We start from the raw sequence: 21,190 nt of genomic DNA on the forward strand, positions 1-21,190 counted from the left end.
GGACCGCTTGATAGCGTATAAGTTACTGAACTTATGCGCTCATCTGCGTTCGTTGATTTCATTGGCTTCGTTTCGATTGCGCTCTGTTCTGTTCATTTGGTGGTACGAACTGTGGTATTTTATATGGCCTATACCTCGGGAAAGCTGACGAAGAATCTGGTCCGAACGCTCGGCCCTGGGCGACATGGAGACGGCCACGGGCTGTATCTGGTGGTCGATCCATCCGGCGCGCGGCGCTGGATCGTCCGCGTCACGGTGAAGGGACAGCGGAATCGGCAGGGAAAGCCGCTTCGCACCGATTTCGGCCTCGGCGGTGCTGACGTCGTGACACTCAACGTGGCTCGTGAACGCGCCCTGGAGTACCGCCGCCTCGCCAAGCAAGGCCTCAACCCGAAATACCACAAGGATCAGGACGTGCCCTGTTTCGAAGAGGTCGCCCGGCAGGTCCACATCGAGCGCTTGCCGACCTGGAAGAATCCGAAGCACGGCCAACAGTGGATCAACACGCTTGCGGACTATGCCTTTCCCAAGATCGGCCGGATGCCGGTCTCGGATATCGACCAGCCGGAAATCTTGCAGGTGTTGTCGCCGATCTGGACCGAGAAACACGAAACCGCGCGCAGGGTGGCGCAGCGGATGAAGGCGGTCCTCGATGTGGCCCGGTCTCGTGGCTACCGCGAGGGTGAAAACCCCGTGGCGGTCGTGATGGACGCCCGTGTGCTGCCGCGCGTGAAGGCGAAGGTGAAGCACCATAACGCAATGCGCTGGCAGGATGTGCCCGCATTCTACGCGCAGCTCTCGCAACAAAGCGGCATGGCGGCCAAAGCGTTGATGTTCACCTGCCTGACCGGGTGCCGAACCAGCGAGGTTCTGCAAGCTGTCTGGGAGGAGTTTGACTTTGACGACTTGATTTGGACGATCCCAGAAGAACGCACCAAGACGGGTGCTGAACACCGCGTCCCGCTTACAGATCAGATGTTGGCAATTATCGAGCCATTGAAGGCACTGCGCTCTGAATGCGTTTTTGAAGGCCAGCGCCGGCACAAGCCGCTGTCGAACATGTCGATGCTGATGTTGCTCCGGCGTATGAATATCGACGGCGTGACCGTGCACGGTTTCAGATCAGCATTTCGGGATTGGGCTGCCGAGGAGGGTCATCACCCACGCGAGGTGGCGGAAATGAGCTTGGGGCACAAGGTCGGGTCGGAGGTGGAGCGAGCCTATGCGCGATCTGATCTTCTTTCCAGAAGGCGCGAACTGATGCGCGATTGGAACCATTTCGCTTGTTCGCAACGTGGGGGCTGATCTGTGGCAACTGAAATCGAACATGTCGCGGCAAGAATTTCCCACCTGTCTTTCATTTCGGAGTTTGACGCCGCGTGGCTCGCCATACGAGCGCTGCTAATAGCAACTAAGACGAAGGCCAACTTTTTGAAGCTGCATACCGGGCTGCTGGAGATTCGAGCTCGGGATCAGTACCTGAAGACCGGTAGGCGGGACGCACTGTGGCCAACCCCTGGCTCTGATCCATTGTTGCTTGAAGGCGCTGTTCGATATGCAGTGAAACAATGCGCCTTGGGTCAGGATGAAATGTGCCAGGACGTCATGCGCCTAGGAGATGTGCTGCGCCGGATCGTCATTCATGGGTCATCCAAGGGAACGGCATATGCTGACGCACAGGGGTTTGCCCAGCAAGAATATAAGAGCGTGCTCGATACGGAAGGGATCGAAGTCGCACGGAACTACCTAGGACGAAGTCCTCGATCACTACAGAAGCTATGGGCGCTCTACGAGCCGGTGCTGGCATATGTGTATTTGGACTACGCTCAAGCGCAACGACTCGCGGCGCGTGTTCCTGGTTTCGACCATTCGCACATTGTTCAGTTCCCGTATCTGTTCCGAGATCTCCTGAACATGGCAACGCATACCAAACCAATCAAACAGAAAAGAATGCAAGTCATTGTTTTCAAGTAGAAAGATGTTGCTTTTTCGATTGCGCTAGGACGTTTGCGGCAGGCTGGTCAATATGGATGTAGTCGAACGCAACCGAAGAAAGGCGATGTCGGAACAATGGAGATTTTTGAGAACGAACGTGTCTACGATGATGGTGACAAAGAGCTTGATCTTATCGCCCCTCGCGCGAAACGGGCGCAGTGGCGTCACCGGCGGGTGGGCCCGGCATGGGTCAAGTTCGGTCGGCGGGTGAAATACCTCGGGCGCGATCTGAACGCTTACATCGAAGAGAACCGCGTCTCTCCTGGTGATGCGGCATAGGCTCCAAAGTACAAAGCCCCGCACGGGGCGGGGCCTTGTCGTATTCGCGTAATCACCGGAATCCTAGGACAAACGCGCCCCAGATTTCAACCCCATGACAGATGCCGAACACCGGCAATCGCCAGCCCAACCGCAATTGGGTTGACGGGAAAGGTTTGCCCTATGGCGCGCAAGAAATTTGCCATGCTCAATGTCTCGCTGCTTAACTCAGCTGCTTTTCGCGGCCTTCGAAGTTGCACAGACAGAAACGTCTACTTCACCGCACATCTGAGTTCTCAGGCCGATTATTCCGGCTTGTTCAGATATCCACGTTCTCTCTTTGCATCCGAGGCAGGGATTACAGAGGAGCAGCTGCAAGTCTCGGTTCAGCGACTGAACGATGCGCAGTTGCTTGAATATGATTCAGAGGTCGAACTGCTCAGAATCTCTGGTTGGTTTCGGTCCATAAATTGTCCTGACAATCTCTCGCGCGTCCAGAACCTGGCGCAGGGTTATCTGTCCGGCGAACTGCCGACCACTGACATTTGTCGCCGCTCTATCGCTGAGTTCGTCCTGGGGTGCCTCGCTCGGGCGCAGCGTTTCAAAGCGGGCAGCGAGCACGGGCCGAAGATCGTCGATGAAATTCGCGTATTCCTGGCGACCGCGGGGGTCGTGTTTCGGAACCTGCGACCGTTTCTAGAGGAAGAGTTTCGGGAATACGGCGCGTCGGTTGCTCGCGAGTTCGAAGATGTGATGCTTGGTCTCGTAGAAGCGGAAGCCAAGATGCAGCGAGCAGCTGACAGAGTTCAGATGCAGGAGGCCATCAGGGTGGCGGCAGGGTGCGATCAGGGTGGGGACACCCTGCCGCCACAAGAGAAAAGAGAAGATTCAAAAAATACAAAAAAAGAAAAAATGGCCTTTCCGGATGACTTCACAGCCACTGGCGAGATTGACGGCAATCAGGCCGGGAAGAGTGCTCGCCCTTTAGCCGCGACCCTGAATAGTCCGTTAGTTCGCGCACTTCGCGCCTCGGCTTGATGTCGGGTGGGGTCATGAGTTCTGGTGAAGTGCAAAGAGCAAGGCGACCCGGTTCTAGGTCTTCGACCGTCAAACCGGGGCCTTGCGAGGGGCGGCAAGCCTCCCCTTCGAACCCCAACCGGACCGCGCGGGGCGCGATCCCCTCGGAGAAGCAGGAAGCCGTGTTCTTCTACTGCTCCTCCGAGGAAAAGGCGCTGATCCGGCAGGCGGCTGCGGATCGCGGACTGTCCATGTCCGCCATGCTTCGGCAGCTCGCCACGGGTGCGGCTCCGAAGCGGCGCAAGCCTGCGCCCCGTGTCGATCCCGCACTCGTGCTGGCTGTGTCCCGCTATGGCGGGAACCTCAACCAGATCGCGCGGTGGCTCAACACGGCGACCCGCGCGGGCCGGGCCAGCGAGATCGAGGCCCTGCGCGTGGCGGCGGCGCTGGTCGGCATCGAGCGGCGGTTGGCGGAGATCATCGCCCAGCACCGGAGGCCGCCCGGATGCTGATCAAGTTTTTCCCCAACGGCAAGGGCGGCGGCGCGGGGCCTGTCGAATACCTGACCGCCCGCACCGTGCTGGCCTATGACGACAACCGCGACTTGATCCGCGATGCATCCGGCCAGCCCATGACCGTGATCCGCGAACCGCTGCCGGAGGTCCTGCGCGGCGATCCTCAGGGCATGATCGACCTGATCGACGCTTGCCCGCACAAATGGACCTATCGCGCCGGTGTCGTCAGCTTCGCCCGCGAGGACGCCCCGACCGAAGACCAGCAGCAGGAGGTGATCGACCGTTTCGAGGAGATCGCCTTCGCCGGCCTCGACGCCGACCGCTACGCCTGCCTCTGGGTGCGCCACACCCACGAGGATCGCGTCGAGCTGCATTTCTGCACGCCGCGCATGGAGCTGCACAGCGGACGCAGCCTCAACATCGCGCCCCCCGGCTACGAACGCGCCTTCGACAGCCTGCGCGACCTGATGAACAAGACCCACGACTGGGCCGATCCCATGGATGTGGAACGCGCGGCCGAGGTCAAGCCGGTGTCCGAAGCGCCCGACCGCGCCGCCGGGCGCGACGGGCTCCATGCCTGGATCGGCGACCAGATTTCCATGGGGCTGATCGAGGACCGTGCCGGAATGATCGCTGCGCTGACCGATGCGGGTTTCGAAGTGCCCCGCGCGGGCAAGAATTACCTGACCGTCAAAGACCCCGAGACCGAAGAACGGTTTCGCCTGAGAGGAGAGATTTTCCATGAAGACTGGAGAGCCGAAGCAACGGCTGAGCGAAAAGCTGAACGCAGACATGGAGCGGATCAGGGCAGAGAACGCCGCCTCGATCGACGCACAGTTGCAGAGCTTCAGGACCGATTTGAAGACCATTGCCGAAAACGCGCTGGCTACAATCAAGACCGATACGGAAGGCTACCTGCTGCGCGTGAGGAAGCACCTCATGAGGCAGAGCGCGAACGCAGCGCGGCCGGAATGGAAGGCCCTGATGTGGCCGATGCTGGTGGCCTGCTGCCTGATGATCAGCGCCGGGGTCTCGACCTGGACGGTGATGACCTGGCTGATGCCCAACCTGAACACGATGGGGCTCCGGGTGATCGAGCGGCCGGAGGCGACCTATCTGATCCCGCGCAGCGGCCGGGCGGTGCTGGCCCGCTGTTCGCTGGCGGGGGAACCCGTGGACTGCCTCATGATCCCGAAGGAGTGAGCGATGGATGGTCTGACGCCGCTCGAACGCGAATTGCTGGGCTACGTCGAGCAGTTGACGGAAGCCTCGAAGGCATCCGCGCGGGAATTGGCCGCCTCCGGACAGGACAGGCGGACGGAACTGGATGGGTTGCGCGGCTCCATGATCGCGTTGCTCAGGTCGCAGCTCTCATTGGTCGAAGCCTTGAACGGCTGGATGCAGGATGGCCCCGACACCACGCAGGCCCCGTCGAAGCTGAAGGACAGCCTGTCGCTCGCGCTGGAGGCGCAGAAGCGCCTCGGGACGCGGTGAACGACGAGATGGGGGAGGACGTGCATGGGCTACGCCATTGATGGGCAAATCCGGCTCTCCGCCGGACACGCAACACTGAACAAGCAACACGCGACACTGAACAGGGGACAGGCAACACCGGACACTGAACACGCGACACGCGACACGCGACACGCGACACGCGACACGCGACACGCGACCGTGGCCACTCAACACCGGACAGTCAACACGCAACAGGCGACACCGGACAAGCGACAAGCAACACGCAACACCGAACATGCAACACTGAACACTGAACAAACGACGGGAGCAACCGCATGATTTATCGAGCTATCCTATTTCTGGCTTTGATTGCCGCTCCGGCGATGGCGGACCAGATCGAGTTGAGCAATTCTATCCAACCCGCAGAGACCGACCGCTACGGTTGCGCGATCCGCCCGCGCCCGGACCGCCTGACCTTCCGCTCTTTTCGCGATGCGTGGCGCTCCGTCGCAGCGGACGATCTCTATAGTCTTCGGCGTCATCAGATGGCGCTGGAGGCCGGTTCTTGCGATTGCGAGACTCTGTGGCCCGACTGGTCCATCATCGAGGGCGAGTTCGAGGAGCTGGGCTTTGCCGCCCCGACCGGCACCGACAGTCTGCATATCGCATGGTCTGCGGAAGAGTATTTCCCTGTCATTTCCGATCTTCGTGATCGGTTGCGCATTCAGTGCCAGGAGGCGGAGTGATGGGTATCGTTTCCTTTATCGTTGAGGCGGCCGATCAGGGCCTCGAAACCGTGGCGACCTCTCAGTTTGCGGCGGTCGCGGAGGTTTCCGGCACGGTGGTCGTCGGAGCTGCGACGCTGGCGATGATTGCCTTGTTCATCAACATGGCCTGGCAAATCCGTCCGATGGATGGAAGGGAGCTGTTGGTCTTGTCGCTCAAGATCGGCCTGATCAACACATTCGCGTTCAACTGGGCAAACTTCAACTTCGTCAGCGGGCACATCATCGACGGCCTCGATGAACTCGCGGGAAGGCTGATCGGCTCCGCTACCGGAGACGACGGTGCGGGGCCAGAGTATTTCGCTGCGCGCTTCGACCTTCAACTCGACAGGCTGGCCGAATACGGCAACTCGGCCACATCGCATATGGGGGCGGTCAGCAAGGCCGTGATGGGGGTGTTCTTCATGGCTCTTCTGGCTGTGGTCGGTGGCGCGGCGGGTGCCGTTCTCGTCCTCGCAAAGATGATGATGACGTTCCTGATCGGCATCGCCCCCATCATGGTCCTCTGCTCGATGTTCCCGGTAACGAAGGACTATTTCCACCGCTGGCTGTCCTCGCTGGCGAGCTTTGCCCTTTACCCGGTCGTGATGGCTGGCATTTTCTCGATGGTCTTCGGCCTGGTGGGGCTATTGGTCAGCCAGATTGGATCGGCGGATTCTGTCGAACAAGTCGGTGGGACCATCCCGTTTCTGGCGGTGGTCATCCTCTCGCTTGCGATGGTCATCGCAATCCCCTTCATCGTGCCGATGATCTCGGGCAATTTGCAGGCGGGCTGGGCCGCGGCGGCCGTCGGCGGCAGCATGCGGAGAATGATGCCGCAATCCCGCCCGCAGCAATCGAACCGCGCATCCTCGAACGCAACGAGCGATACGAGCCGGAGGTTGAATGCCGGAGCAGACACAACCCGCTCCTCAAACTCCGCAGCAGATCACCGCCCTTCGACTGGCACAGGGGCCAAGATGCAACGCATGATGGACCGCGCGGAACGCCTGAGTGAAGACGCAAAGAAGAAGCGGTGATGCTTCATTGGCTGACAACTGGGCTGCGGCAAAGGATGCAATCCTTTGCCGCAGGGCGGTGAGCATTTCAGCGGCGTTCAATCCCGCTAGTCGCCTGCTTTAATATCCTTAGCGAAAGTTACAAATTTTTCAGCGCGCTTACGTAGGTAGTCGGCCTCGCTTTGGTCCAGCCGTGTTGCGGTTATCAGTGTCCCCGGCTGGATGTTCAGAATGCCGACTCCTGCCGAATCCGGTTTAGCCAACCGTAGTATAGTTAGCAGGCCCCGCTCCTTCTTCCGTGGCAGTTGTTCTTTTCCAAAATGTAGGAAAATGATGCGTCTCTGATTGTTTGCTTCAGTACGTAAGTACCAAGCCGTTGCGATGTGTAGGCCAACAATCTCTGCTTCGATAGGGCTGCGGCCCTGCCAAATGAGCGCGTGATCCTCTTTCAAATCCAGATAGTTTTGGCACAAAACCTTGTATCCAGCAGACTTATTTGCGGAAACGCTGGAATACAGTGATAGAAACTCTTTGGTCGAAATTTTTTGATCTTCGAAAGATATCAATGCTTCCCGAAACTGCTTGTAGCGATCCCTGACCGGATCATATGGCAAATCGAGCGCGTCAATTATGCTTCTGACTTTCGCCTTATCTTTGCGCTTGTCGCCGTACGCGAAATCGACGAACTGGCTAACCCTGATCTTCATCGTGCTTTCCTGTTTGGCCCTGTCCGAAACTCTAAGGTTCGGATGGGAACAAATAAAGAACTATTTGATGTGAGATGCTTTCAAGAAAGGGTGGCTTCGTCCTGAAACTTTACGACTCACGCTATGCGCAGCGAATGGGTGCGACGCCTCATGTGCTCTCAATGCGCTGCATCCGGGCCATGGTTTCATCTTCCTCCAAGTATCTACCGTGTGGTGTTGGTCAACGTCCTAGCCGAACGTTAGCAAGGGCATCGAGCGTGGAGACACCAAATATCGGAACGCTCGATGCCCTTGCGGATAATACCGAGCTGCCGTTCATGCTTGGCGCGGCGAAGGTCGGTAGCGAGCCCAACTCGGACATAGCAAAGTCATGCTGCGTGCGCTCGCAGCGCAAATTTTGTCGTAATTGCAAAGGCATCCATGCTGCATGACAGAGCGAATAGCAGCCGTTAAACCCAGTGGTGACCGGCATCCAGCACCGCCTCACTCCTGACACCCGAGATCAGCTTGTATCAAATATCTACCAAGCCGCTGAAATATATTGAGTTTCCATGAACTCGAGCATGCCGTCTTTGCCACCTTCGCGGCCAAGTCCCGATTGCTTGACACCTCCGAATGGAGCTGCGGGATCGGAAACGATACCTCTGTTTAAGCCAACCATCCCAAATTCAAGCTGCTCGCAGACGTTCAAAGCCCGTTTCATATTCTTCGAGAAAACGTAGGCTACCAAGCCGTATTCTGTGTCGTTTGCTCGGCAAATGACCTGGTCTTGATCTGTAAATGATTGGATGACCGCGACCGGTCCAAAAATCTCATCGTGAATACAATCAGCATCATCGGGCACATTCGATAGTACTGTAGGGGTATAAAAATAGCCGGGTCCTTCAGGAGCGTATCCGCCTAACTCCACTATTGCTCCCTTTGCGACAGCATCTTCAACTAGTCTAGCGACCTTTGTTCTCGTTTCCTCATTTACCAATGGACCAACATCGCTACGCTGATCCGTGCCATCACCTAGTTTCAGCTTACTCATCCTTGCCACGAACTCAGAAATAAACTCAGCAGCGATGTTTTCGTGCAGATAGATTCTGTTTGCGGCAGTGCACGCCTCACCCAAATTGCGCATTTTGGCCTGGAAAGCACCTTCAACCGCAGTATCGAGATCGGCATCTTCAAAAACGATCAGCGGCGCATTCCCTCCAAGCTCCATGGCTGGTTTGAGGACTTGACCCGCTGCGTTGCGCAACAATTCTTTCCCAACACTCGTTGAGCCAGTAAAGCTCACAACGCGAATACGCGGGTCGTCCATTATGTGATCAACGAGTGCTCCGGGGTGCGTTGTTGGCAGCACATTCACGAGCCCGTTTGGGACACCGGCCTCCTCCAACACGGGCATCAATGCGAGCATGGTAAGCGGTGTCTCGGCCGCTGGCTTTATGATGACCGCACAGCCTGCTGCGAGTGCGGGGGCGATTTTTCGCGTCCCCATCGCGGCAGGGTAGTTCCACGGCGTGATCAAAAGCCCAATTCCGGCAGGCTTTTGTTGGACGAGGATCCGAGCCCCGGAAGAGGGGGCATGGCTGATGGTTCCTTCAGCACGTACCGCTTCTTCAGAAAACCAGCGAAAGAACTCCGCCGCATAACTAGCTTCGCCAACAGCGTCAGCGGAAGCCTTTCCGTTTTCCAGACTAATTAGATGTGCGAAATGTTCGATCCTTTCACTCATAAGATTGAAAGCCCGACGTAAGACTTCTGAGCGATACCGCGGAGTTTCAGAACGCCAAAGCGCCATCGCTCTCTCTGCTGCATCCAGTGCCCTGTCGGCATCGGATAAATCAGCTGAGGCCACTGAGGCGATGACACGTTCATTGGATGGGTTGACGACGTCGAAGCGCGCGCGAGAGGCGCTTTCGACCCATTTTCCGTCAATGTAAAGGTTTGTGAGTTTCACTGGTCCCACTTTCGTATCTTGCCGCGGTCAGCAGGCTTTGAGGGCGGCATCTGAATCGCCGGAGAAACCAACATCACACGCTCCCCCTCCCTGAGTGATACCCCCGAGTGGTCCCAATTGCTTGCCCGTGGCTCTTACCTCGTCGAGATAGTCTTCGGCATCGGATGAAGGGCGATACCCGAGCCAGGCGACATGTGAATTGTCGACGCGACTGCGCGTATTGTTTGAAACACCAAACACCCGATAATAGTGGTGATCCGGGGCGTCGATCGCGCAGTTGAACAGATGAATTCCATCGTCAAAGCTCAACCAAGTGGACAGCATCCTTTCGTCAGTCGGTCTTTCTTCAAAGGATGCAATGCGCAAGCAGCCGACGCTTAGCCCATATTTGTCTGCATAGAGGCTTCCCAAAGCCTCACCGAACGCCTTTGAGACGCCATAAAAGCCACTCGGCTTTATGCGCACATCATCGGTAATCGTTGTGGCGAGAGGGTGGAACCCGACCGCCTGCACCGAACTTGCATATACAAAGCGTGTCACCCTGGCTTGGCGGGCCGCTTCGAATGCTGTCCGTGTGAGATCATAGTTCAGCGGGAAAATCGTTTCCCAGTCGGCTTCTTCCGGAAAAGCGGCAAGATTGACGACGACATCGACGTCCTTCATGGCCAGGATCAACGCATCGAGATCGGTCGCATCAATATTGCATATCTCCTCGCGCTCAGCAGCGCCTCCAAGCGGCGCAATATCAACAAGGCGCAATATTCTGTCCGGGCCCGCAAGGCCTGCCCGCAAGACTTTCCCGATACGCCCGGCCGCGCCGACAAGCAAAATTCGTTTCATATTCTTTCCCATAGCATTCGAGTTGGTGTCTGTTGGTTCGGTTGCGCTACCCTGCAAACCGGTGCATTGGCAGCCCACGCACCCCGGGGCAGTACGCAAACAATCCACCCGCGAGCGGTTGCTCGATGAGCTGCTGTTCGGTCAGGTCTTCCGTAGCTGTCGTGATGAAGAGGGTCGACATATCCTCACCGCCAAAAGCACAGGAGGTCACATTCTCAACGGGTAACAGCACTGTGTCGAGCACCTCCCCTTCAGGAGAATACCTCGTGACTCTCGAACCGGCAAAATGCGCACTCCAAAGGCATCCTGTTTCATCGACAGCGGCGCCATCAGGTCGACCCTGGTTCGGAGGGACCGTCGCGAAAATTCGCCCGTTGGAGATCGTTCCGTTCTTCAGATCGTAATCATAGGCCATGATGTTGAGCGTTGGCGTATCGGTAAAGTACATCGTTTGCCCATCCGGACTCCAGGCGAACCCATTGCTGGTCTTGATGCCAGAGAGTTCCTTAACTACGGAATGATCACCGTCTACTCTGTAAACCGATGCAATCGGCTGGCGAAGCGCTGGATCTGAGACCTCGTGAATACTGCCACACCAAAACCGCCCCAGGGGATCACAAGCGCCGTCATTCATACGGTTCTGCGGGTGCGGGCGTTCAGGGTCGGCGAATAGGTCGAACGCGCCGGATTCGAGGTTAAAAAATGCAAATCCGTCCCGAGTCCCGGCGATTAACTTGCCGTCTTGTTCACACAAGGCAATTGCACTGAATTCATCCGGTGCCGCGAACTTTTCCAATTGCTGTGTTTTCGGATCGTATCGATGGATAATTTTCTCAGTGACATCCACCCAGTAAAGAGCTTTCTGTTCTTCGTCCCAGAGGGGACCTTCGCCCAGCGTGTTGCGCTCATTCACAACGCATGTCGGTTTGTCGATGTTCATTCTTCAGCTCCTTCCTTCAACCAACCTGCCAATTACCTTCAGGGCCGCCTCAATGTCATCGGAGTTCAATCCCATATGGGTGACAAAGCGCAGACGATTTCCTTTTGGAGGCAACACGCGGACACCAGACTGATACAGTCTCTTATGGAGCGACGCGGGCTCGCCGAGTTCTTTCGGCAAAAAGGCCATAACGATGTTTGTTTCCACTGTTTCGACGGCAATTTCGAAACCCAACGCGTCCAAGCCCAAAGCGAGCGCCTTCGCATTGCTATGGTCTTCGTGTAGCCTTTTCAGGTTTTCCTTCAGGGCAAAGTGTCCCGCAGCGGCCATAATTCCCGACTGCCGCATGCCGCCACCCACCATCTGCCTCCAGTGCCGCGCTTCCTCGATGAAGTCCCTGGAACCTGCGATCATCGCGCCGCCTGGGGCGCCCAACCCCTTCGAGAGGCAGAAACTCACACTATCAACAGGAGCGACCAAGTCAGAAGGATCTACTGAAAGCGCAACCGCAGCGTTAAACAATCGAGCCCCGTCCATATGGAAGATCAGATCGCGTTCATCCGCGAACCTTTTGAGCTGATTGAGATAGGGCTTGTCGAGGCAACGGCCTCCTTCTCCATTGTGCGTATTTTCCACACAAATCAGCTTCAAGGGTGGCGTAAGAACCGACCGAGGCGCATTCGGTGAGGGGATCTTTGCGAAGTTCATGAGTTCGCCTAGATCGAACTTTCCACCGGGCGTTGAAAACGCTTGTGATGTAATCCCGCAAATCGAAGCCAGATGACCAGTTTCGTTGACATGCAAATGGGATGTAGCGCTCACAATTGCTGAATGACCCGATGGAACCTGCGACCTGATGGAAACCAAATTGCCCATCGTGCCACTGAGGACAAACAGGGCGTCCTCCTTGCCGAGTATCGTCGCCGTCAAATCCTCCAGCGCGCGAATTGACGGGTCTTCTCGATAAAAATCATCGCCGACCTCCGCTGATGCCATGCGCTTGCGCATCGCGTCGCTCGGCGACGTGAGCGTGTCACTGCGAAAATCGAATATCTGTTCGTTTGAAGCATCCAGCACTTGCGCCACCATCCCCTCATGATCCTGCGCTTGAAGTTAGCATAACCCCTATTGCCGAGTAGGACTTTGAGACCGCCTTCTTGAAACATTCGATCATTCATGCTCAGCTTATCGATCAAAGATTTCATAACAGTCATCAGAGGAGGCGTTTGAGAATGTCAAGGAGACCGGCTGGCTTGGACCAGATTGACCGCAAGATTCTGAACCGATTGCAGCGCGATTGTCGGATCACGAATGCTGATCTGGCCGCCGAGGTTGGCACGTCGGCACCCTCGTGCATGCGCCGCACAAGGCGCCTCAGGACGGAAGGCTACATCGAAAGAGAGGTTGCCTTGGTGAATCCGGAGAAAGTAGGCAGCACCCTCATCTCCATCTCCGAAGTTAAGCTCAACAATCACGAGCGCCAAGCCAGGGATAACGCGATCAGGCACATCAGGAGCATTCCAGAAGTTATATTCTGCCTGAATGTTACTGGCGACCGCGACCTGATGTTCGTGGCCATGTTGTCGGACATGGACGAGTTCGCAGAGAAGATAACGGAACCGTTGGCGGTCATTCCCGAAATAGCATCGATCAACAGTTACTTTGCGATCAAGACCATCAAGTTTGAACCCTTCTTGCATTTCGACGAGACAAGGTAGCCGAATGAAAAGGGGCTACCCTTGGGTTGATCAAGGCGTGTTTCGAAGAGCGACACACAATTCGGTCTTAATGAAATATTTTTACATTAACGATGAATATTATATGAAAATATTTCATTTTCTAATTAATTTTGAACAATACATACGCCCCATAACTGCGACACTCTTCCTCGAAACTGGAAGGGTACGATGGCGTGAAAGAGCTTTGGAGAGCATCCGCTAGGAATTCATTTTCGGCGAATGTCCTTAATGCCGACTTGGACTGCGACGTCGCGGTGATCGGGGGCGGCTACACGGGCTGTTCAACGGCCCTTCATGGCGCGGAGTTGGGTCTCGATGTGACGCTGCTGGAGGCAAGCACGCTTGGGGCAGGGTGCTCCGGCAGAAACTCCGGAAATCTGAATCCAGGTCTTTGGCTCACCAAAGAGGAAATATGCGCGCGTTTGGGGGAGAATTCTGGCAACAAACTCAACTCTCTACTGTGCAACGGGCCGACCGAAGTCAGAAAGCTCGTCGAGAAGCACAATATCGACTGTGAGTTCAACGCTAGCGGCACGTTCCATTGCGCGCGAGATGGCCGGGGGCTGTCGGAACTTCGGGCCCGGGCTGAAAGTCAACGCCTTCAGGGCATGGACGTGCAGGTCCTGGGGGCGGATGAGACAAAGAGACATCTCGGCACAGAGTATTTCCAAAGTTGCCTGTGGAACAGAGATGCCGCGTCAATTCAACCATTGGCGTACCTGCGTGGCTTGGCCCAGGCCGCAACGCGTCACGGCGCCCGTATTTTCGAGAACAGCCCTGCCACGAAAATCGAACGTTCCGGCACTCAATGGTTGGTCCACACGCCGCGCGGCACTCTGACTGCACAGGCCCTGGTTGTTGCAACGGATGCGTACCATAGAGATACGAGGTTTGGATCAATCAACCCGATGTGGCGGCTCTGGTATTTCAATTGTGCAACCGACCCACTCAGTAAGGATTATGACCACATACTGCCTTCAAGGCAGGGGTGCTGGGATACCGGCCGTGTAATGACGTCGTTTACCAGAGACGTCGACGGCCGCTTCATAATCGGGAGCGTCGGCAAGCTGGATTCGATATTGTCAGGAATACACCTGCGTTGGTTGAAGCGGAGATCAATTGAACTCTTTCCGGAATTAGGGCCAGTCCCGCTAGAATTTTCATGGCATGGAAGCATGGGGATGACGCCCGACCAGCTTCCCCGTCTTGTCGATTTGGGACCCAGGGCTATTGGTTCCTACGGGTACAGTGGCAGGGGTATCGCGCCCGGAACGATGTTTGGACAGGCGATTGCCAACTATCTCCATACGGATGATCCAGACATGCTCCCGCTCAAGCTATCTCAAACCAGATATTCTGTTCTCAAGAAGTTCCGCGAACCCTTTTACGAGATGGGTGCATTGGCCTTGCACCTCATTGGTGCCCGCAGTACCGGAGCAGCGCTGTGATCTCGGTGCGAAATATTGTGAAGAGTTTCGGTGGCGTTCGGGCGATCGATCACGCGTCATTCGATGTAGAGGCCGGCTCAATAACCGGTCTCATCGGCCCCAATGGTGCGGGCAAGACGACCATGTTCAACACTATCGCAGGTCATCATCGCGCAGATAGCGGGCAGATCGTTTTCCAAGGTGAAGACATCAGCGGTCTGCCGCCGCACGAGCTTTTTGCAAGGGGCATCCTGCGGACATTCCAGCTTGCCCACGAATTCCCGACATTGAGCGTTCTGGAAAATCTGATGATGGTTCCGGCAGAACAATCTGGCGAGAGGATTTTAAACACTTGGTTGAATCGAAAGAAGATAAAGCAGGAAGAGGCCGCGCTGCGACAGACAGCGGAAAGTGTCGTTGATTTCCTGAACTTGGACCATCTCGCCCATACACCGGCGGGAAACCTATCCGGCGGGCAAAAGAAGCTCTTGGAACTCGGCCGAACAATGATGGTCGATGCGAAAATCGTGTTTCTCGATGAGGTAGGTGCCGGCGTCAATCGGTCCCTCCTCCGGGAAATCGGAACCGCTATCAAAAGGCTGAACGATGAGCGGGGTTATACGTTTTGCATGATCGAACACGACATGCAGTTTATTTCCCGCCTCTGCGATCCCGTGATTGTCATGGTCGAAGGCCGTGTTTTGACCACGGGGCGAGCAGATGAGATCCTGCAAGACCCGGAGGTGATCGAATCCTACCTCGGTGCCACCGCAACAGAGGTGGTCACATGAGTTTCTTCGGTGGATCCAATATGTATGGCGGCTACGGCCCCATCAAAATTCTCAACGGGTGTTCCATATCTGTCGAACCTGGAGAAGTTTCGGTCATTGTGGGGCCGAATGGCGCCGGAAAATCAACAGCAATGAAGGCCTTGCTTGGCTTGGTGGAGCTGACATCCGGCGACGTCTTCTTGGATGGGAAGTCCATTGATGCCCTGAATACGCGCCAACGGGTCATGGCCGGCATCGGCTTTGTGCCGCAGACCGAGAACATCTTCCCGGGGCTTACCGTTGATGAAAACCTGTCGATGGGCGGCTACCTTAGAGCGGATAGCGTCGCCGATACGAAACAGGAGGTTTTCAAACTCTTCCCAGTTCTCGGTGATCGACGCAAGCAGCTTGCGGGAACGCTTTCAGGGGGACAGCGCCAACAGCTTGCAGTCGGCAGAGCTCTGATGACGAATCCACAGGTTCTCCTTCTCGATGAGCCCACCGCGGGCGTATCGCCCAACGTTTCCGCGCAGCTCCTGTATGAAATCTCAAATCTGAAGACGCGGGACATGGCCATTATCATGGTCGAACAAAACGCGCGGCAAGCACTTGAGATCGCTGATACCGGCTACGTGCTCGTCATGGGCGAGAACAAGTTCACGGGAAGCGGCCCTGACCTTCTCAAAGACCGCGAAGTCAAAAAGACATTCTTGGGAGGATAACTCGGTTTGGAACTCGCAAACGCATTCCTGATTTTCGCCAACTACGTGCTGGTGCCATCAATAACCTACGGCGCGCAGTTGGCCTTGGGTGCACTAGGCGTAACTCTCATTTTTGGCGTCCTTCGTTTCTCTAACTTCTCCCATGGCGAAATGATGTCTTTTGGAACGATGGTCACAATCCTGGTGACTTGGGTCTTTCAGAAGTCCTCCATATCGATCTACCCGCTTCCAACGGCCCTTTTGGCGCTGCCAATTGGCATACTTGCCACTGTCTGTTTCTCCTTGGCGGCGGACAAGATTGTCTATTCCTACTACCGAGAGGCCAAGGCCAAGCCCGTTATCCTGATGATGGCGTCATTGGGCATCATGTTTGTTCTGAATGGGGCCGTACGGCTGTTTGTCGGCCCTGGGGACCGGCAATTCTTCGACGGTGAACGCTTCATCGTTACCGCCTCGGAGGTGAAGGCATACACCGGCTTGGCTGAGGGCGTCTCCATTCGCAGCACACAGGCAATCACGGTCTTTATATCGATCCTCCTGTTCGTACTGCTGTACTTATTCCTTCAGAAGACACGGGCAGGCACAGCCATGCGAGCCTATTCTGACAACAGGACGCTTGCAACATTATCCGGAATCAACTCACAAGCCGTTGTCAGGATAACGTGGATTTTGGCGGCCTCGCTCGCTGTTGTTGCCGGGGTTCTCTATGGCCTCGACAAGAGTTTCAAGCCATTCACCTACTTCCAGATTCTACTTCCCATTTTCGCGGCAACCATTGTTGGCGGTGTCGGCAACCCGCTCGGGGCGGTGGTCGGCGGGTTCATCATCTCGTTTTCCGAAATTGCGCTGACCTATCCCTATAGGAAAGTCGTTCTATACATCTACCCGGATATCGACCTGAACGGGTATATCCTCCAACTGGTTCCGACGGACTACAAGTTCTCGATCTCGTTCACCATTCTCGTTCTGGTTCTGCTGCTCCGCCCGAGCGGCCTCTTTCGGGGGGTGAGCCTGTGACCCGGAATATCGCCTTGTTCGGAACCTTGTTTTTCCTCTTTATTGCGACTGGGTATCTACAGTCGTGGTCTGTCACTCTATCCATCCTGAACCTGTGCCTCATCTCTGCGGTCATGGCCCTCGGAGTCAACATCCAGTGGGGTTATGCCGGTCTCTTCAATGCCGGGATCATGGGCTTTGCCGCGGTTGGTGGAACCGCTGCCTTGCTCATATCGCACCCGCCCATTCAAGGTGCGGTCGCAGCGGGGGGCAGTGGAATACTTGCTGCTCTGGCGATTTTGCTTGCCGCATTTGCCATCGTTGTTGGAGTTAGGCGCTTTGCGGCCCGCAAACTCCGAAGGCCCCTCGTTCTCATTGTTCTTCTCGCAAGCGTTCCGATCGCAGTTCGCGCGTTCTCTGGCGCGAAAGAGGCTATCGAGGCCTTTGAACCTGCGTCTTCTGGGTTCCTAGGCGGGCTGGGCCTTCCGATAATATTGTCTTGGCCGATCGGCGGGGCCGCCGCCGCGGCCGTTGCCTATATCATCGGAAAAGTTTCGCTTGGACTTCGTGCGGACTACCTCGCGATCGCGACGCTAGGCATCTCTGAAATCCTCGTTTCCTTCTTTAAGAATGAAGATTGGCTGACGCGCGGGGTGAAGAACGCGACAGGACTGCCAAGCCCCTTTCCCCCAATCCAGAACTTACAGAACAATGGGTGGGTGCAAGACATCACTGCATGGTTGAACGGCGACAAACTTGCGCAGATGTCGGATGCCCAGATGAATGCAGCTCTGAAATTGCATTCTGCCGAAGTCGCGTCCCTTATTGTGAAACTCGGTTTTGCAGGCCTGTTCGCTGTAGTTCTCCTTTTCTTGGTTCTTCTGAGCGAGCTGTCCCTGAAGTCACCTTGGGGGCGCATGGTCCGCGCAATTCGCGACAATGAAACGGCTGCGGCTGCAATGGGCAAGAATGTCGGTGCCCGCCACATGCAGATTCTTGTTCTCGGTTCTTCAGTTGTGGGCATCGCAGGCGCAATGCTGGTCACTTACGAAGGCCAGTTCACTCCGAACTCCTACCTCCCTCTCCGCTACACATTTCTGATCTGGGTCATGGTGATCGTAGGCGGTTCAGGAAACAACGCTGGGTCAATCTTCGGGGCATTCCTGATCTGGCTTGTCTGGATCCAGGCCGAGCCACTCGGGTTCTGGATTGTCGACATGGCGACAAGCCGGATGACTCAGGACTCTGACATACGTGCTCAACTCTTGGCCCAATCCCAGCATCTCCGATTACTCATCATGGGATCAATCCTTCTCTTGGTCCTGCGATTCAATCCCAGTGGATTGATACCAGAGCGCCCGCACAACCGGGCCAAGTAATAACTTTCAACATGGAGAGACCAATGTACAGAAATTTCATTTTGGCATCCGCGGCGGTCCCGATGCTATTGTCCAGCCCGGCCTTTGGCGAAGAAATCAAGATGGGCATCCTGCTCGGATTTACAGGGCCAGCCGAGTCCTTGGCCACGAATATGGCCCTATCCGCAGAACTGGCCTGGCAGGAAGCGTCCAAGTCCGGCCTTTTGTTGGGCGGAGCGACAATTGTCCCGGTCCGTGGAGACAGTACCTGCCAGGACTCAAGCACAGCGGTTACAGCTGCCGAACGTCTTGTAAATTCGGAAGGTGTTGTCGGGATTATGGGACCCACGTGTTCCGGAATCACCGTGGCTGTCACCAAGAATGTCACCGGCAACATCGGCGTGACGATGATTTCGCCGGCCGCAACGTCTCCGGCAATCACCGAATTGGATGACGGGGATTACACATTTCGCACGGTTCCATCGGACGCTAGGCAGGGTGTCGTCCTGGCCGAATATGCTCTGGAAAGTGGTGTCGATACCGTCGCAGTTTCATATGTCAACGATGACTATGGAAAGGGCCTAAGCACATCTTTCGAGACTGCTTTTGTCGAACGCGGCGGCCAAGTGCTCATGAACGCCGCCCACGAGGATGGGAGAGGTGATTACTCCGCGGAAGCTGGCGCTTTGTCCGCCTCTGGCGCTGAGGTGTTGGTCGTATTTGGCCGATTTGACCAAGGCGGCCGAGGAATCATTCAGTCTTCACTGGATGTAGGCGCTTTCGAGAGTTTTGTCTTGGCAGACGGTATGATCAGCCAAGTTCTCCTTGATAACGTAGGGCCTGGGCTTGAGGGCGCATTTGGGACTCAGCCCGGAAGTTCATCTGAGGCAGCAGATAGGTTCATTCAACTTGCATCTGAAGCTGGCTTCGACGGCGATGGCGGCTTCAGAGCAGAGTCTTACGACGCAGCTGCCGTATTGGCGCTCGCTCTTCAGGCAGCAGGTTCTGCAGACCGAGAAGCGATCCGCAATAACATCCGCAATGTATCAAACGCGCCGGGCGAAAAAATTTATCCCGGCGAACTGGCGAAAGGTCTCGAAATACTGGGCTCGGGTGGAGAAATCGACTACGAGGGCGCGACCAGTGTTGTCTTCGACGAATTTGGGGAAGCTCCCGGGACCTATCGCATCTTCGAAGTGGTGGATGGAAAGTTCGAAGTGGTTGCAGTCAGATAGAGGCTTCCGATCAAACCGAACGTTTGCCACCGATGCGCGGCACCTTATCCTCCCGGGTGCCGCGCTAAGTCATACACTACATAGCTCAAATTGGCCCTTTCCGTCTAAATTGGTCTAAACGACCGCTTCGACGACATGCGTGGCATCGCTACGACCAGCATGCTGCCAGAGCGAAAGATTTCTGCGTTAACAATGGCCGAGCCTGCAAAAGGTGGCTTTGTCCGCATCTTTCCAGTTCGCATCCGTCGCGGCGAAGGTCTGCAAACGCTAGGCTGGCAAACCACGCCGTGCTGGTTCACCTGTCTTGAGCACTGCGTTAAGGATCACGATCAGCTTGCGCATCACAGCAGTGATCGCGACCTTCGCGGGCTTACCGCGTTCTCGCAGGCGACGTGCGAAGGTTTGCATAGCTGAATCAAGGCGAAGGGCGGTCATCGCCGCCATGTAGAGGCTTGCTCTGACCTCTCGCCTGCCGCCTGAAATGCGGCGGTGGCCCTTCAACGTCCCTGAATCCTGTGCATGGGGTGCGAGGCCGACGATGGCGGCGGCTTCCCCCTTGGTCAGCGATCCGAGTTCCGGCACGTAGGCGAGGCAAGCTGCCGCTGTCTTGGGTCCGACACCGATCACCGACGTCAGCAGATCGGACTTCCGCCGAAACTCTGGCGTCGCTGCGATCAACTTGGCAATCTGCCCATCCAGTTCCTTGATCTCCTTGGTCATGGCACGAACATGGCGCTTGAGAGATCGTTCCACACTTTTGACTTGTGGGTGTTCGAGCCGGTTCTGTTCGGTGCGGATGATCTGAGAAAGGTCATCTCGCCGCCGACGCAACCCGCGCAGTTCCACCGTTTCCGGTGTCGGAGGCTGCCACAGCCGTAGGTCTTCTGATTTTGCCGCAAACAGAGCCAGCATCCGTGCGTCAACTGCATCCGTCTTGGCAGCAAGGCCGAGATATTTCGCAAAGTTCCGGGTCCGGGTTCCGTGGGCGCGGTGAACAGGTAAGTCCAGTTCGACGCAGCTATGCAGAACATGCCGTTCATACCCGCCGGAAGCTTCGCAGATGACAAGCGGCGGACAGTTCCTGGACCTCGCCTTCAGCAACTTCGTGATCGCGGTGTCAGTGTTCGGGATCGTGACCTGTCGATCATCAGGCAGGCTGTGAACCGTCAGGCTGGCTTTGGAAACTTCGAAGGCAATGATGTTAGTGCGATCTACCTCGCTTGAAATACTGCTCATATCTTTGTCGTTATCCTCGATTATGCTCGGCCGCGAAGGCCCTTCTACCGTTCGGATGGCCGGACAGACGTGACGGGTGGCAAGATACTTTGCGACCGCAGATCGGGTCATTCCTCGGGGAGGCCCGCCCGCCACCAGCTTCCCAGATGGCCATCAAGGAAACCGACCGCCCCTATCTTCGCAGACGCGAAAATGGGGGCAATGTCTTACGCATAATCCTCGGGGGAGTGCCGCCAGGCACGGGGG

The 21,190-nt window shown here is 56.3% G+C and carries 22 protein-coding genes and 1 pseudogene; 17 read left to right on the plus strand and 6 right to left on the minus strand.

The window, feature by feature from the left end; all coding sequences use genetic code 11:
- The first annotated feature begins 33 nt into the window (after positions 1–33).
- The 10 genes and pseudogenes from FIU89_RS03440 to FIU89_RS03475 all read left to right on the plus strand — a co-directional run bounded on the left by FIU89_RS03440 (position 34) and on the right by FIU89_RS03475 (position 7,044).
- Entirely contained in the window at positions 34–1,305 is a 1,272-nt protein-coding gene (locus FIU89_RS03440) for a site-specific integrase (protein ID WP_254701780.1), read from the plus strand.
- Positions 1,306–1,308: 3 nt separating this feature from the next.
- Positions 1,309–1,974 (plus strand): hypothetical protein, encoded by a 666-nt coding sequence (locus FIU89_RS03445; RefSeq protein WP_152455666.1) that lies wholly within the window; start codon positions 1,309–1,311, stop codon positions 1,972–1,974.
- A 96-nt stretch (positions 1,975–2,070) separates the two neighbouring features.
- Positions 2,071–2,274, plus strand: coding sequence for a hypothetical protein (locus tag FIU89_RS03450; protein ID WP_071972618.1), 204 nt, complete (start codon positions 2,071–2,073; stop codon positions 2,272–2,274).
- Positions 2,275–2,436: 162 nt separating this feature from the next.
- On the plus strand, positions 2,437–3,291 hold the full coding sequence (locus tag FIU89_RS03455) for a hypothetical protein (protein WP_071972617.1): 855 nt from the start codon (positions 2,437–2,439) through the stop codon (positions 3,289–3,291).
- A 14-nt stretch (positions 3,292–3,305) separates the two neighbouring features.
- The gene (mobC, locus tag FIU89_RS03460; protein ID WP_237267463.1) at positions 3,306–3,782 is read left to right on the plus strand and encodes a plasmid mobilization relaxosome protein MobC; all 477 of its coding nucleotides are present in this window, start codon (positions 3,306–3,308) and stop codon (positions 3,780–3,782) included.
- A gap of 173 nt (positions 3,783–3,955) precedes the next feature.
- A pseudogene (locus FIU89_RS22525) lies at positions 3,956–4,489 on the plus strand (relaxase/mobilization nuclease domain-containing protein); the annotation flags it as partial.
- Between the two features lie 37 nt (positions 4,490–4,526).
- A complete protein-coding gene (locus FIU89_RS22530) occupies positions 4,527–4,988 on the plus strand; it encodes a hypothetical protein (protein WP_254701899.1) in 462 nt (153 codons plus the stop codon).
- A gap of 3 nt (positions 4,989–4,991) precedes the next feature.
- Positions 4,992–5,279, plus strand: coding sequence for a hypothetical protein (locus FIU89_RS22535; protein ID WP_254701900.1), 288 nt, complete (start codon positions 4,992–4,994; stop codon positions 5,277–5,279).
- Between the two features lie 296 nt (positions 5,280–5,575).
- Positions 5,576–5,986 carry a hypothetical protein gene (locus FIU89_RS03470; protein WP_071972614.1) on the plus strand — a complete coding sequence of 137 codons (411 nt, stop codon included), beginning with the start codon at positions 5,576–5,578 and terminating at the stop codon, positions 5,984–5,986.
- A complete protein-coding gene (locus FIU89_RS03475; protein ID WP_071972613.1) occupies positions 5,986–7,044 on the plus strand; it encodes a type IV secretion system protein in 1,059 nt (352 codons plus the stop codon). Before FIU89_RS03470 ends, FIU89_RS03475 begins: the two co-directional genes overlap by 1 nt.
- 86 nt (positions 7,045–7,130) lie before the next feature.
- Here FIU89_RS03475 and FIU89_RS03480 read toward each other — a convergent pair whose 3' ends face one another.
- The 5 genes from FIU89_RS03480 to FIU89_RS03500 all read right to left on the minus strand — a co-directional run bounded on the left by FIU89_RS03480 (position 7,131) and on the right by FIU89_RS03500 (position 12,550).
- Entirely contained in the window at positions 7,131–7,730 is a 600-nt protein-coding gene (locus FIU89_RS03480) for a hypothetical protein (RefSeq protein ID WP_071972612.1), read from the minus strand.
- Positions 7,731–8,250: 520 nt separating this feature from the next.
- Complete coding sequence (locus tag FIU89_RS03485) at positions 8,251–9,681, minus strand: NAD-dependent succinate-semialdehyde dehydrogenase (RefSeq protein ID WP_071972611.1); 1,431 nt, start codon at positions 9,679–9,681, stop codon at positions 8,251–8,253.
- A 27-nt stretch (positions 9,682–9,708) separates the two neighbouring features.
- The gene (locus tag FIU89_RS03490) at positions 9,709–10,521 is read right to left on the minus strand and encodes an NAD(P)-dependent oxidoreductase (RefSeq protein WP_071973827.1); all 813 of its coding nucleotides are present in this window, start codon (positions 10,519–10,521) and stop codon (positions 9,709–9,711) included.
- 46 nt (positions 10,522–10,567) lie between these two features.
- The gene (locus FIU89_RS03495; protein ID WP_083545527.1) at positions 10,568–11,461 is read right to left on the minus strand and encodes an SMP-30/gluconolactonase/LRE family protein; all 894 of its coding nucleotides are present in this window, start codon (positions 11,459–11,461) and stop codon (positions 10,568–10,570) included.
- 3 nt (positions 11,462–11,464) lie between these two features.
- Entirely contained in the window at positions 11,465–12,550 is a 1,086-nt protein-coding gene (locus FIU89_RS03500; RefSeq protein ID WP_071972610.1) for a low specificity L-threonine aldolase, read from the minus strand.
- 164 nt (positions 12,551–12,714) lie between these two features.
- Here FIU89_RS03500 and FIU89_RS03505 point away from each other — a divergent pair, with 164 nt between their 5' ends.
- The 7 genes from FIU89_RS03505 (at position 12,715) to FIU89_RS03535 (ending at position 19,708) form a co-directional block, all read left to right on the plus strand.
- A complete protein-coding gene (locus FIU89_RS03505) occupies positions 12,715–13,179 on the plus strand; it encodes an Lrp/AsnC family transcriptional regulator (RefSeq protein WP_172839544.1) in 465 nt (154 codons plus the stop codon).
- Positions 13,180–13,373: 194 nt separating this feature from the next.
- Positions 13,374–14,648 (plus strand): FAD-binding oxidoreductase, encoded by a 1,275-nt coding sequence (locus FIU89_RS03510; RefSeq protein ID WP_172978016.1) that lies wholly within the window; start codon positions 13,374–13,376, stop codon positions 14,646–14,648.
- A complete protein-coding gene (locus FIU89_RS03515) occupies positions 14,645–15,418 on the plus strand; it encodes an ABC transporter ATP-binding protein (RefSeq protein ID WP_071972607.1) in 774 nt (257 codons plus the stop codon). The genes FIU89_RS03510 and FIU89_RS03515 overlap by 4 nt, the downstream gene beginning before the upstream one ends.
- On the plus strand, positions 15,415–16,119 hold the full coding sequence (locus tag FIU89_RS03520) for an ABC transporter ATP-binding protein (RefSeq protein WP_071972606.1): 705 nt from the start codon (positions 15,415–15,417) through the stop codon (positions 16,117–16,119). Before FIU89_RS03515 ends, FIU89_RS03520 begins: the two co-directional genes overlap by 4 nt.
- A gap of 6 nt (positions 16,120–16,125) precedes the next feature.
- Positions 16,126–17,136 carry a branched-chain amino acid ABC transporter permease gene (locus FIU89_RS03525; RefSeq protein ID WP_152455660.1) on the plus strand — a complete coding sequence of 337 codons (1,011 nt, stop codon included), beginning with the start codon at positions 16,126–16,128 and terminating at the stop codon, positions 17,134–17,136.
- Positions 17,137–17,249: 113 nt separating this feature from the next.
- On the plus strand, positions 17,250–18,494 hold the full coding sequence (locus FIU89_RS03530; protein ID WP_152455956.1) for a branched-chain amino acid ABC transporter permease: 1,245 nt from the start codon (positions 17,250–17,252) through the stop codon (positions 18,492–18,494).
- 23 nt (positions 18,495–18,517) lie between these two features.
- Positions 18,518–19,708, plus strand: coding sequence for an ABC transporter substrate-binding protein (locus FIU89_RS03535; RefSeq protein ID WP_071972603.1), 1,191 nt, complete (start codon positions 18,518–18,520; stop codon positions 19,706–19,708).
- A 267-nt stretch (positions 19,709–19,975) separates the two neighbouring features.
- Here the strand turns inward: FIU89_RS03535 and FIU89_RS03540 are convergent, their stop codons facing one another.
- Positions 19,976–20,944, minus strand: a complete 969-nt coding sequence (locus FIU89_RS03540; protein WP_071972602.1) for an IS110 family transposase — start codon at positions 20,942–20,944, stop codon at positions 19,976–19,978.
- Between the last annotated feature and the right edge of the window lie 246 nt (positions 20,945–21,190).

The organism is Roseovarius sp. THAF27 (assembly GCF_009363655.1).
Taxonomy (GTDB): Bacteria; Pseudomonadota; Alphaproteobacteria; order Rhodobacterales; family Rhodobacteraceae; genus Roseovarius.

Coding starts and splice junctions, on each gene's coding strand:
- FIU89_RS03440 (WP_254701780.1), top strand. CDS start 34: ATGCGCTCATCTGCGTTCGTTGATTTCATTGGCTTCGTTTCGATTGCG.
- FIU89_RS03450 (WP_071972618.1), top strand. CDS start 2,071: ATGGAGATTTTTGAGAACGAACGTGTCTACGATGATGGTGACAAAGAG.
- FIU89_RS03455 (WP_071972617.1), top strand. CDS start 2,437: ATGGCGCGCAAGAAATTTGCCATGCTCAATGTCTCGCTGCTTAACTCA.
- mobC (WP_237267463.1), top strand. CDS start 3,306: ATGAGTTCTGGTGAAGTGCAAAGAGCAAGGCGACCCGGTTCTAGGTCT.
- FIU89_RS22530 (WP_254701899.1), top strand. CDS start 4,527: ATGAAGACTGGAGAGCCGAAGCAACGGCTGAGCGAAAAGCTGAACGCA.
- FIU89_RS22535 (WP_254701900.1), top strand. CDS start 4,992: ATGGATGGTCTGACGCCGCTCGAACGCGAATTGCTGGGCTACGTCGAG.
- FIU89_RS03470 (WP_071972614.1), top strand. CDS start 5,576: ATGATTTATCGAGCTATCCTATTTCTGGCTTTGATTGCCGCTCCGGCG.
- FIU89_RS03475 (WP_071972613.1), top strand. CDS start 5,986: ATGGGTATCGTTTCCTTTATCGTTGAGGCGGCCGATCAGGGCCTCGAA.
- FIU89_RS03480 (WP_071972612.1), bottom strand. CDS start 7,730: ATGAAGATCAGGGTTAGCCAGTTCGTCGATTTCGCGTACGGCGACAAG.
- FIU89_RS03490 (WP_071973827.1), bottom strand. CDS start 10,521: ATGAAACGAATTTTGCTTGTCGGCGCGGCCGGGCGTATCGGGAAAGTC.
- FIU89_RS03495 (WP_083545527.1), bottom strand. CDS start 11,461: ATGAACATCGACAAACCGACATGCGTTGTGAATGAGCGCAACACGCTG.
- FIU89_RS03500 (WP_071972610.1), bottom strand. CDS start 12,550: ATGGTGGCGCAAGTGCTGGATGCTTCAAACGAACAGATATTCGATTTT.
- FIU89_RS03520 (WP_071972606.1), top strand. CDS start 15,415: ATGAGTTTCTTCGGTGGATCCAATATGTATGGCGGCTACGGCCCCATC.
- FIU89_RS03530 (WP_152455956.1), top strand. CDS start 17,250: ATGGCCCTCGGAGTCAACATCCAGTGGGGTTATGCCGGTCTCTTCAAT.
- FIU89_RS03535 (WP_071972603.1), top strand. CDS start 18,518: ATGTACAGAAATTTCATTTTGGCATCCGCGGCGGTCCCGATGCTATTG.
- FIU89_RS03540 (WP_071972602.1), bottom strand. CDS start 20,944: ATGAGCAGTATTTCAAGCGAGGTAGATCGCACTAACATCATTGCCTTC.